At 43.1% G+C, this 12450-nt stretch carries 11 protein-coding genes; all 11 read right to left on the bottom strand.

The window, feature by feature from the left end:
* A partial coding sequence (locus V5298_RS07210; protein ID WP_332930783.1) for a hypothetical protein occupies window positions 1-713 on the bottom strand: 713 nt, incomplete at its 3' end.
* A 3-nt stretch (window positions 714-716) separates the two neighbouring features.
* Window positions 717-2105, bottom strand: coding sequence for a glycosyltransferase (locus tag V5298_RS07205; RefSeq protein WP_332930782.1), 1389 nt, complete (start codon window positions 2103-2105; stop codon window positions 717-719).
* Window positions 2106-2132: 27 nt separating this feature from the next.
* Window positions 2133-3239 (bottom strand): hypothetical protein, encoded by a 1107-nt coding sequence (locus tag V5298_RS07200; RefSeq protein WP_332930781.1) that lies wholly within the window; start codon window positions 3237-3239, stop codon window positions 2133-2135.
* Between the two features lie 118 nt (window positions 3240-3357).
* The gene (locus tag V5298_RS07195) at window positions 3358-4629 is read right to left on the bottom strand and encodes an adenylyltransferase/cytidyltransferase family protein (RefSeq protein ID WP_332930780.1); all 1272 of its coding nucleotides are present in this window, start codon (window positions 4627-4629) and stop codon (window positions 3358-3360) included.
* A gap of 108 nt (window positions 4630-4737) precedes the next feature.
* On the bottom strand, window positions 4738-5709 hold the full coding sequence (locus tag V5298_RS07190) for a WcbI family polysaccharide biosynthesis putative acetyltransferase (RefSeq protein ID WP_332930779.1): 972 nt from the start codon (window positions 5707-5709) through the stop codon (window positions 4738-4740).
* A 39-nt stretch (window positions 5710-5748) separates the two neighbouring features.
* Complete coding sequence (locus V5298_RS07185) at window positions 5749-6687, bottom strand: sulfotransferase (RefSeq protein WP_332930778.1); 939 nt, start codon at window positions 6685-6687, stop codon at window positions 5749-5751.
* Between the two features lie 4 nt (window positions 6688-6691).
* Window positions 6692-7801: a glycosyltransferase gene (locus V5298_RS07180; protein WP_332930777.1), complete on the bottom strand. Its 1110-nt coding sequence runs from the start codon at window positions 7799-7801 to the stop codon at window positions 6692-6694.
* On the bottom strand, window positions 7794-8948 hold the full coding sequence (locus V5298_RS07175) for a hypothetical protein (protein ID WP_332930776.1): 1155 nt from the start codon (window positions 8946-8948) through the stop codon (window positions 7794-7796). The genes V5298_RS07180 and V5298_RS07175 overlap by 8 nt, the downstream gene beginning before the upstream one ends.
* Window positions 8945-10864 (bottom strand): glycosyltransferase family 4 protein, encoded by a 1920-nt coding sequence (locus V5298_RS07170; protein WP_332930775.1) that lies wholly within the window; start codon window positions 10862-10864, stop codon window positions 8945-8947. Before V5298_RS07170 ends, V5298_RS07175 begins: the two co-directional genes overlap by 4 nt.
* Window positions 10864-11334, bottom strand: a complete 471-nt coding sequence (locus tag V5298_RS07165; RefSeq protein WP_332930774.1) for a hypothetical protein — start codon at window positions 11332-11334, stop codon at window positions 10864-10866. Before V5298_RS07165 ends, V5298_RS07170 begins: the two co-directional genes overlap by 1 nt.
* Before the next feature lie 134 nt (window positions 11335-11468).
* Window positions 11469-12428 carry a GDP-L-fucose synthase gene (gene fcl, locus V5298_RS07160; RefSeq protein ID WP_332930773.1) on the bottom strand — a complete coding sequence of 320 codons (960 nt, stop codon included), beginning with the start codon at window positions 12426-12428 and terminating at the stop codon, window positions 11469-11471.
* Window positions 12429-12450 lie beyond the last annotated feature (22 nt).

Genomic DNA, 12450 nt, shown 5'->3' with positions numbered 1-12450 from the left:
GTATAGGGCCTTGCATTGTGACTATAAAAATCCAAGAACTGTTCCAGTTCACTTTGAATAAGCCCAGTATCAAACTGATTAAACCAACGTTTTAATTCCAATGCATCATTCGCTAATACTTCATCACAGAGGTTAAGTGGTGTTGTAATAACGTCGGTTATGCCCAATGCCAGCAGAAAATCAGAAAGCAAATCTTGTCGATAAAAACAGTTCTTATGATATGCCCTGAGTATAAAGTGACTTGCCCCAATACTTTCAATTTGGGAGCGAAGGGTATTGATATGGAAAGCGAGCTCCCTGTTATCCAGCATCAGCTTCTCTGCGGTTAAGCCTTCCTTAACCAGATAACGATAATCACTTTCGTACTGATACGAAGGTATGGCGACATAGGAAATAATTTGAACATTATTAGCATTGGTAACCAATGATGGCAGGTGACTGGAGAACAATTCCGATGAAAGCAAAACCTGTTTTGCCTTTACTGTTTCTGCTTGTTCTAGTAACGCTTGATACTTTTTCTTAGAAAAGGTCGCGGAGTTATCTGCGCGAATATCAAGTATCTGACCGGCGTTCCCAGCATCATGTGTATTTTCATCCGCGGGATAATACACCCCCACTTGCTCAAGTAAGCTAACATTTTGCTTAAACCACCGACGTAAAGCTGCTGCTCCGTTCTTTGGTCCTCCGCAATGCACAATAACCTTAATTGTCATATTTTATTTCGTCTTGCCAGTACAGTAGAGTTCTTCAATTTCAGGCCTTCTTGTTTGTACAGAAAAACAAGAATGAAAACGCTCAGTTAATTCAGTTACAATTGCTTTAAGCTGTCTTTTTTCCGCGTTTTTATATACCCAAAATAGCTTCTTTGCAGCATCATCTATATCCACACCCGCCCATTGCTGCTCGTTAGCGAATGGATATTCGTTATCTTTAACCGCGATTAATTCATAGTCCACCAATAAGGGATAATCCATACCCGTAATGTCAACATTGCCCGACCAACCAGTACATACTACAGGAATATTTCTGGCCGCCGCTTCGGCCATTGTCCTTCCGAATCCTTCACTTCTGTGCAAAGACACATAACAGGAACAAGTTTGCCATAACCTTTCCATTTGTTGTTGTGAATAGTTAGTTGTCACTAACGTTATTCGACTGTCCTTTTTAACGAGTTCGGCAAGATAATTTGTGGCATCAGAAACCATCCAGTTAGACACCTTCAAAATTAATCTAACGGGTTCTTTGGTTTGCCCAAACGCCTGAAGGAAAGATAACACCACCGCTTCCGGATTCTTTCTTGTAAGATATGATCCAGCATCAAAAATGTACAGGTAAGTAAAGGCTCTCTCTTGTCGAGGTACCTTATCAGTCGCATCAGCAGGCGCGGGAATAACGGGCGAAAACGCCACCAACTTTGGATGCAATGACTGGTACGCTTCAAGCACAAAGCGGGACATACACCACACTTCATGAAAATGAGCGAAAGTAGATTGCCATTGAGCGGGGGCTTTTGATAGTTCCCAGGGCGGGCAAATAATCTTATATCCAAAAAGGGATAAATCTTGATTAAAGATATTGATAAATCGCTCTGCTTCCATTGCGTTTAAGAAGAAAAGCGACGTATTGAATTTCAACTCGTTAGATTCTTCTATGCACTTATACTCGTCAACAGCATTACTGGGATGACCAATAGTGAATATAGAAAAAGGAATTCCGTGTGTACGTAAATAAGTAGCCACTGCCCGAAGGTCTTCACCCAGCCCTAAACGTCCCCGCCCATAACCAATGAGATTAAATCCTTGGTCCTCAGGTACATTATCGGCCATTCGATAATCCCCATTTAAACAGGAGAAAAAAGAATCAAGGTTGTATATTGAAAAAGCTTGGGTTTTATACCAGTGCAGCAAGGCTGCACGGCCAGAGTAGGTTGAAACAGCAAAGTGCTTACGTTGTTTAGCGCTTAAAAAAACCGCTAAATTTGTAATAGGCTCACTTAGATCCTGATGAATACTTTGACTTGGTGATACCAGTGTCTGCAATTGGGCAGAATCAATTCTAGACAGTCTGGTGGGTGTCCAGGGCAAAAAGTAGTTGAACTCATCCATTGTGAATTTCACGATTAAAAAAGGTCATCACCTCATCCATTTAAACAACTTTCTAAGATCATTTAGTAATTTATGACGAAAATAGGCGTACTTTAACTGCCCTGACAACAACTGATTCACCATTTCAACACGTTGTGGGTACTTTTCAACATCAGATGATGACTCCTCATAAAACAACTTTTGCAAAAACCTGAAGCTATCCGGCCTGTTTTTAACAAAGTAAATTAAGATTTCCTGGAACCGCTCATCATCAATTTCCTGTTTCATATACTCTTTTTGCCGCAGGTTTTGACAAAGTGAAATGAATTTATCACCACCGGTCACGCTATATTTTTGGCAAAAATCTGTCAATTTATCGACAAAAGCTACCTGGTAGGTCGCAAAACGCTTTGGCGGGATCAGAGAATAAGACGTCTTCCCCACCCGCAAACTTTGTAAAAAGCCATCGAGCTGATGCTGAATTGGCTCAATATCAAACTGGTTTAACCAACGTTTGAACTCCAGTGATTCTAAGGTGTAAGACGTATTTACAAAATCATTGTTTATTCTTGCCAATAATTGCGGAGTAAGATCGATACCAATATTATGCAAAAAATCACAAACCAAATTTTGCTTCACGAAACATTCCCGATGATACGGCAGCAATATAAAGCGCTCTTCACCTAACGAGCTTACGTTTTTCTCTAAGGTTTCCAACTGATAAGAACGGGGTTTTGCAGGTAATCCCAAGGCGCGCGTTTCTCCATGCCGCTTTATCCCCTGGTTATACGAAGACTCTATAACATCGAGAGGAAACCGCAAATACGCCAAAAATACGGCTTGGGGAAACGCATCACTGAGAACGTTAATCTGCCTGAAAAAAAACTCTGAAGATAAGAGTAAAGTATGACAACCACTTTGACGAAAAACATCGAATAAAGCATCCACCTTCCGTGTTGAAATGGTGAGACTTTTGTCCTTCTGCTCTTCAAATACCTCAAACACATTTCCTGAACTGACGCCGTTGTCATCAACATTATGCTTTGGATAGAAAAAACCCTGCTGAACAAGTAAATCGCGATTTTCTGACAACCATTTCTGGATAGCAGAAGTACCTGATTTAGGTGGCCCTACGTGGATGATTAATTTTTTCATTCAATAGAATTTGTAAACCACTTTATAATTAAACGATAAACGTGCAGTCTACCGCCCTACTAATACACTTTTATTAAACGCATTTCTCACTGCTACGGTTTAAAAACCGGTGTATTAACTATGTCTTCTTAGCACCCACAGATGCTGCAAGGTTAAGAACCAATTCTAATGATGAATGTAGAGACTCCTCTAAACTTTGTATTTTTTCCTTACTGATTCCAGACAGCGCATTTTTGACATCAGTGGTGGATATATTTTCAGTTCTATCCAAGTAAACAACTTCACAAAGTGAATTCAACTCATCGAACTTACCCCGCCAGTCATCCCCCATGCCAAAAATAGAGATATTGTATTTAATAATATCTTCTGATTTTTGTTCCCAGGTATTTTCAGGGAAAACGTAATCTACGTATTTCGACGCCATCAGAATTTGCTTTCTTTCTTCGTAAGAGTAGAAAGACTTTTTACCTTTGCCGGCATTAAACTCGTCTGACGACAAGCCTACGTACAGGGCATCACCCATTTCCCTAAGTCTTTTTAGAATATTGACATGACCTACATGGAATAAATCAAAGGTACCGTAGGTAAGGACGATTTTCTTACCCACTGTTTGAGGTGGCTTCTCAACGGAAGGAATATCCACTTCTTTATATGGAATCTCGTGTCGCCAGTGCAAATATTTGGGATCCACGATGGGGTACACCCCTTGAGACTTCAATACTTCAATTTCGGGCAGAAAGTGCTCAAAGTTCATATGTCGCATAACGATTGCGGCATCGGTTTTAAAACCACTGCGGGAAAAATAGCCTTCGTAGTTTCCGATCCCCATGATGGTCAGAGGGCCGAACTGATATTCACGTAAAGGATATAGGTCCGCGACTTCAATATAACGCTTAGAAAAAGTTTTTCTAAAGTAATCTGCTTTATAGTGAAGTACGAGTTCACCATCAATCACTTCACGTCGTCCAATAAATACATCGATCTGCAGATACAAATTAGCAGGGCAGATATCTTTGTTAGTTTTGCGAGTGACGTAGAATTGATAAAGCCCTTTAAGGCAGTCTTTTTTCAGACAAACACCATGTTTCTCCAACTCTGGAACACAAGCAACCAGACGCTCTTCAAAACACTCTTCTACCATTACATCAACGTCATCGTCCCATGGGATAATACCGCGATGTCTTACGCAGCCTAACATGGTTCCAGAATGAGCAAAAAACTCTATATTGTTAAGACGCATAACGTCAGAAAAAACTTTAACCATTTTGTAATAGCTGGCTATAGCACCGTTACCAAGGACTACACGGTTAAAAAAACTTTCTAAGTTAGCAGAAGGCTGATTATCGCTACTGACGCTCATCATTACTCCATAAAGCCACAGAAGTGCCACTTACTGTGTCATTAAAAATTCTTCGAATAGTAACATTAATGTCAAAAATGTACTATCCCGCCTACGGGAGGGCATTTCAGATTAGAATGGGAAAATCCGCTAAGTGTATTAACTGAGTTTTGCGTATTGCTTAAGGAATTTTTCGTAAGCATTGCGTAAAAACGCCTCATCTACACCATCAAGCACTCGCGCATGATTAGAAAAATAGGCTTCGATATCCATCTTATTACCTTTGATTTGGATCGTATCATTGCCGGATTTATCCAATGTCTTATTTACGGCTTGATATAAAGGTAACTGAGTGTTGCTTAAGTGCTCAAATTTGCCAGGGAAAACGATATCTGGCATTTCCAGAGCACTCAGAATTTTTGATGCTAGATGTGTCAGAACCCTGCGGTTTGGATGGTTCATTGAATAGAACAAAACTTCCGAGCGCCAATGGGTTTGAATAAAGTCACTGATAGAAACATCACAAGCCAGCTCTCGGCTACGCAATTCCTGCAAACTCTTTTCGGCATTAGTTAGCAAGTAATCCTCGGAGTAAAAGGTATCATCATGATAAGCTTCCACACTTCTCTCAACGGCGGTTTTCTTATTCTCAAAGTAAAATTTTAGAAAATTAACATCGTGATAATCACAAAACGACGTTACCTGCGCCCCCGCCGCTCTGAAGTATGAAATCTCGGGCGTATACCCAGAAAAATAAACATTCGGGATGCGAATGACCCTTGCTCCAGGCTTAAGATTTGCTATGAGATTTCGGGTTGAAAATACCCCAAATTTTTCTGAAACATTCTGCGTAATGAGTACGTCTATTTCGGACAACAAGGCCATTGTTTGATCAATATCTTCTGCTCGCAATGCAAATGCTGGTTTTGCAAAACGAATAAATTCATACTCTTTTTTAAAATTTTCGTTTGATTGCAGAATGAGCCCCAAAGGATCAGCCTGACAGTTTCCAAAAACTGAAAACTTTTTAAGACCACTTTTTTCTGTTGCTTTCAATAGAGGCCGAACAACGTCTGCTTGTCCATTAGCATTAATTTTCGTTTTCAGCCGTGAGATAAACTTTCTGAACATACCATCCTTCTTTTGCCGTCAGCTGCTTCTAATAAATCGTTATTTCCAAAAAGGCGAGAAGCTGTCCTTCTTACTTTTGATAAAATCAATTTCGGCATGAGTAAGATCCTCTGTAAGATCGACGTCGTTCCGTTGAGGCGCTTTATTCAAAAGAGGATCCCAAGCCTGCTCTGTTCTTGGTTTGGACATATCCTGAGGATTAATATGCTCTACTCCGATAAAATCATACACTCCATTCAGAGTTTGCGTTGGCGAAGATGTCAGTTCGCCATAAGGGACAACCCTAACACTTTGCGGCACATCGGAAAGCAGCCCATTTATTGTTTTATCTATATTCTCAAAATACGCCATATATTGCTCAGTAGAATGAGATAACCAGGCAATGGAGGGATCTGTGGGTGACTTCCCTAACGCCACTTCTCGTTTAAAGCGTTTTTTATGGGATGCAACTATCTCACCTGGATCTCGAGTACATATGAGTAACTTAGCATTAGGGAATGTATCGAGGATCTCGCGTGCACAACGAATATGCGCTGGCGTTTTTTCCACCAGACGTTTCTCACCTAAGTGCTTCCAAGAACTGTAAAAGAATGCGCGATTCACATGCTTATAACGCCGCTCGAACCAGATTTCCTGCCGATTTGGCTGATTCAAATAGGGCACCGCCATGCCATTCTCTGTAAGCATTGCATTTCGTTGAATTAATGGCGCTATGCTTTCCTGAAAGGCCTGCAAATTTTTCTGACCAAGGTATACCCGCATCTCATAATTCTCTGGGCCTGCAGGTTCAAGCAATAACCAGGGTTTTACAAAGCAGAAGGTTTCTACCGTCGCGTGAGTAAAATCGCAGAAAGCAGGATGATTGGAAACCTGCTGAAACAGTAAGCTTGTGCCACTTCGCTCTGGCCCCATGATGAATACAGGCTGTTGGCTTTTAGCCCATTCTCTCAGCATTTTTTTATATAATTGAAAATCCATTAAACTAACCGAATAATTTTTTGAAGGTACTGATATGCTCAGCGTTGTATTGGTCAAAAACACGTTTTGAGTTTTCGATTAAACGTTCGTAACTACTATCATCAAGTACGCCCAAGCTTTCTATGATTTCACTGATAGAGCTGGCCTGTTGATATTGCTCCATGGTTGGAATGCCAACCATGGCATCAGATGTTGCCATTAGTGGCTTTTCGAAGGAAAGCGCTTCAAGAGATTTAATTTTCAAGCCCGTACCACCTACCATTGGATTTATTGCAATATCTATATCGCGATAAAACTCATCGAGCTCTCCTACCATACCAACAATATTGAATACTTCATTTCTATCCTTAAACAGATTACAGATAGTACCGGCTAAATAGAATTCATACTTTCCAAGCACATCCGCATTCGCAATGATTGCCTCTTGCAACCCCTCTATTGACTTAACATTAAACGGGTTACCACTTCCTATATAACCAACACGAATCTTATTTTTTGGCGGCGCTAATTGCTGGAGTTTTTGCAAAGGCGTGACATAACCAATAACTTCTACTGTTGTGTCGGTAATGGTTTTAAAGTACGCCGCTTCTTCATCCTGAATGGCAATGACTAAATCAGCCCGGTTGAGGCCATATCCTTCCAACGCTTTGGTAGTATAAAACCACACGGGTTCCAGACCGGCTTCCTTGGCAACAATATGCCTGTCGCCAAATACGTCATGGGTGTCGATGACTTTGTAAACATTCTCTGGTATTGCATCTAAAACCTTCGAGAACCACACATAGTTCACCAAACACACATCGTATTTCCATTTTAAACACAATTTTTCTACAAGAATAGAAACTCTTTGATCATACCAATCGTCAATATCGAAATATTCACCATAGGCTGGCTGAGCGGCAGGCCCTTCGGGCCGCACAAAATGAAAGTAATCCCAGTCTTTTTCCATGGCCTGTCGCTGAGTGTCCGACAGCCCTTCCATGCCAAAATAAACAAAGTGTATTTTATACCCGCACTGTTTAAACATTTGGTTTAATCGATATATGCGGGCACTGTTCCCCTGAAACTGAGGATGCGATGGTATGGGCGATACAATAAGTACATGCTTAGTCATTTATCGCTCTCCAACTAACCTGAATATCGCTGATAGCAATGCCAAGATTTCGCCCACCAGAATTTTGAACTGTTCCGCAAGTAAGTAGTAATTCCACAGGTAAAGCCGGTGTTTCAGACAGATAGTCGAAGACGATTTCTGAGCCCGCAGCCACGGTTTGTTCATGGCATAAACGTCCATTCATAAAACAACGAACCGGGGTTAACTCGACATCGCCAGCCAGCGCAAACACCGTTAGGGCCACGCGGTAGTAACCTTGTGCCCGCATCGGCAAAAGTATACGGGTGTCATGCCCCGGCCCTGTCCAACGCCACGCCACGCCATCACTTATTTCCGCTTGATATAGCCCCTGCGCTAACATGGATTTCAAAGGGTAATGCCGGGTATGGGTGTTCAGAAATGCCTTAGTTGTACGAGCCAGTTTGTCATTGTCGGCACACAACGCAGGCCATGCTAAGGATAAGTCAGTGTAGCCTGATGGCATTAGCGCCTTTGCCTGACTGCAGGATGTAAATAACTCTTGAACGGTCTTGAGCAAAGATTCCTGAGGAAACAAATACACTTTACCATGGTAATGGTTACCTGCGGGCAAGGCAGATAAGTTGCTGTCTACGGCTATGTACTGATGCTGCTGACACCAATCAAGCAGCGCCGCGATATCAGCCACGGTTAAAGACAGTAAGGGGCGATGTAAATCAATACAGGCTTTCGCCCCGTGTAGGTGTTCAATGGTGGCATGTTCCAATGCTATCCAGGTTATTTTTTGCAACCCTAAAAACGCATCGTCAATCGTTTGCACCTTGATGATTTCCTGACCATGGGACAAGCCCGAAAAACCGGCTTCCACCGGTGGCATCATACGCAGCGTTGATGTGGTTGCTGACAGGCAGGTAAAGGGTGTTTCCGCTTGCCGCAGCATATCAATAATCTGAAAACCGTATTTGGTTAACACCTCTTCGCTAATCACCATGTCGCAGGACATGCCCGCAGCCTCGATGAGTGTGGCCATAATACTTTGAGGCAGGTTTTCCATAATAACATGGGCATTGCCGGGCAGCGCCCTGCAGATGGCAGAATTCAGAGCAATGTGTTCGTCAATAGGGTGTTGTGCTTGCAATTCGCTTACAGCCCCAGATCTCGTATTCATTGGACACCTCTGCCGTTGGCTGAAACAAACAGTGGTTGCAACCATTCCAATTCACTCACTCCTTCAAAACCATAGCTTTTGGGCGTACGGTTTATCATCCAGGATATTTTGGTAAGCTCGAAGCACCACTCTTCGTGAGCAACAGACGGCAGTGCATTGTGAATATCAACGCTTTTAGGGCCAATATGCACGTCATTTACCTGAAAGCCACTGGCTTCGAGATACTCGGCCAGGTGGGATCGGGTAAGCGGAACATCGGGGGCCAAATCATCGTCTGGCTGAACAGTTAGAGACACATTTGCTCCCATAGCCAGTAGTTGATTAAGTATTGCAAAAAAACGGACGGGATCGCACTCCACTGCCCGTAATGACATAACCACTACAGCAACTTCGATGCCAGCTTCCGGATGCAGCGTGTGTGCGGAAGATTCGAAATCGAAGGGATCAACAAACAACGTGTTTTTAGGTGAGTAGCCAAACAGGGTTTCGATAACCGCGAGCCCTTCCCTCTGGCCAACATAAAGTAGCGGAGACTCACTCTTTACAGGTACTGTGTTATTAGTCCACCATAAGGCTCCCGCCGCCTGCGTATTTAAAGACTTAGCCGTTTCCTGATGCTCCTGCAACCAAATTTGCAGTTTTTCATCCGCGTTGTACCGCCATAACCGCATAGGAGTTGCAGAAGGGGATGGGGTTCGCTTCGCTAACAATTGTTGCTCTTTAGCGACAACCTCTCGGTACTGGGCGGTGGTTTTTACAATATTATGACTGCCTTCTACCCATCGCCGGGCATTTAAGCCAAGAGTTACCCGTTTAACAGGATCTTCAATTAATTCTTTTATGGAGGCAGTCAGATTTTCATCAAAGGCCTCGTCGTAGTTAAGCTTTATCGCACAGTCGTCGGGAATTTCAGCAAAAGGCCCAATATTCACGACAACACAACCTAACCCTAATCCCATGGCCCGGGTTAAGGTACCGGAGCTTTCACCGCCGGTGGGATAACGCAGATTTATAATAAAATCGGACGCCAACAAATATTTAAAAAAGTCTTGCTCGTTTAAAAAGCCCGTTACGATGACATTGTCACTTAAACCACTGTCGGCAATATCCTGATAAACATCGTATTCATGAGGCTTACACTGACCGGCAAGGACGTAAACAAAATCCAGCCCTTCGGCTTTTAGCTGTGCGAGGGATAACAGTACAGCTTTAATTTGCTTTGCCTTAGCAATAAACCCCATTGATGTTATGACTACTTTCCTGCCGGGCAATCCCAGTTGCCCGCGGTATGTCATTTTTAGTTTGGGCTGGTATTCACGAATGCCTGGCGACAAATGATGAGGGATCAGCGACACATTTTTATGCCCAAGGGCCGCAATTTTGTTTGCCGAATATTCCGAATGCACGATGATATGAGAAGAGGCATCAATAATAGCGCTGTGCATCATCAATTCATGGGGCATGAATTTGCCCTTCCAGCCATATCTGGCTAACTGTTCGCCAATAACTTTACCCTGCGAACCATATTGATTCTGCATCGCACGGGTATAGCCTTCTTTATCACCCAAAGATAGATTGGTGAGGTCGATAAGGTAGTGTAAATTTAAATCGTGAATGACGGTGATACCCGGTCGCTTAAGCAGCACGTCCAGCATATATACGGTATCTGGATTATTACCCACATGATAAATATGAGGTACTCGCGCGAATGCCTGCCAATTAGCTAGGTATTCAGCCAAATAAAGCACCCTTACCCTGGGGCAAATATCCACAGGCGCCGGCGCGTGATTTTCAATGACCACGGTAACGTCAAGATATTCACTTAAATAAGGCAGTTGTTCTGCAAGATAATCTGCAATGCCGTTTGGCTTGGGAGGAAGTGGGCAGAAAATAACAACCTGAGCCGCAGTTACCATTAGTCTTTATTTTCCAGTTGTTTTTTCAGGTAATCGAACTCCCGTTGCATTCTTTCGTTTTGAATTGACAATAATGTGTCCATTCGCTGTTCTACTTCGGTGGCAAATTCACCTAACAGTTCAGTAAAACTACTTTGCAATTTAACGGGCGCAGTGGTTACTCGTTTTCCGTCTATAAAGACATGTACTTCGCGGGGTTGTGCCGAAAACGGCAGCATATCCAATTGTAAGGTAAAACCATGGCATCCATTACCAATACCGGCCGCCACTAAATCTTCTCTTAATGTGGCGGCTTTTGTTGAAGCTAAGGTTTTGTCGCCTTCTTTTACCTCAACCACACAAGGTTTGCCCGGACGTGTGGAGTCGCATGCCCAACCAGATACCTGATTGGCATTTATTGCATCAATATGATACTGAATCGCGCCCTTGCCCAGAACGCGTTTTGCTAAGTTCTTAAGTTTTGCTTTCATTCTATATCCGATGATGGGCTTGCATAATCACAGCGGCGTATATTATCGCAAATATGCCATCTGTGCATTAGTAGGAAAATGAGAGAGGAGTAAAGTGCCAACCTTGAGCGGTTAGCACTGATAAAAGAGGAAAGTTAACCGCGGAAGTTATCCTGATTTGCCAGGAACCAGTCGTAAGCATGACGTAATCCGTCTTCCAGGTTATAGGTATGTTTCCATTCCAGCGCATGCAAGCGGGAAACGTCCATCAGTTTTCTTGGAGCGCCATCAGGTTTACTGGTATCCCATTTTATGTCGCCCTTAAAGCCCGTTACCTTGGCCACGGTTTCGACCAGTTCACGAATGGTGCAGTCTTCCCCTGTCCCCACGTTAATATGACTTAGCATTGGGCTGGTGTTGGCATCATAGGTGGCTTTATCCAGTTCCATCACATGCACGCTGGCGGCGGCCATATCATCTACGTGTAGAAATTCACGCATGGGTTTACCACTTCCCCAGGCCACGACTTCGGCGTCGCCCCGCTGGGCAGCTTCATGGAAGCGGCGTAAAAGTGCAGGAATCACATGGGAGTTTTCAGGGTGGAAATTGTCGTTAGGGCCATACAAATTGGTGGGCATGACCGAACGGTAGTCTCTGCCGTACTGACGGTTATAACTTTCACACAACTTAATACCGGCTATTTTTGCAATGGCATAGGGTTCGTTGGTTTCTTCTAACGTACCTGTTAGCAGGGTCTGCTCTGTCATGGGCTGCTGGGCCAGCTTAGGGTAAATACAGCTAGAACCTAAAAATAACAGCTTCTGAACGTCATTTGCGTGGGCCGCATGAATGATGTTTGCCTCTATCATCAGGTTTTCATAAATGAATTCGGCCGGATAGGTGTTGTTTGCATAAATACCACCCACTTTCGCCGCTGCCAGATAAACTTCATCTATTTTATTTTCGGCGAAAAACTGAAACACCGCAGCCTGATCGGTAAGATCTAACTCACTTCTGGTACGGGTAATAATGTACAGCCCGCCACGCTTTTCCAGATTTCTTAATATTGCCGCGCCCACCATACCGCGGTGTCCGGCTACGAATACTGTTTTCATAAAAATTATTTTCTTTTAATTT

Source organism: Alteromonas sp. 14N.309.X.WAT.G.H12 (genome assembly GCF_036697315.1).
Lineage (GTDB): Bacteria > Pseudomonadota > Gammaproteobacteria > Enterobacterales > Alteromonadaceae > Alteromonas.
The sequence above is the reverse complement of the archived record's forward strand: the minus strand, read 5'-3'. Positions and strand labels throughout refer to the sequence as shown.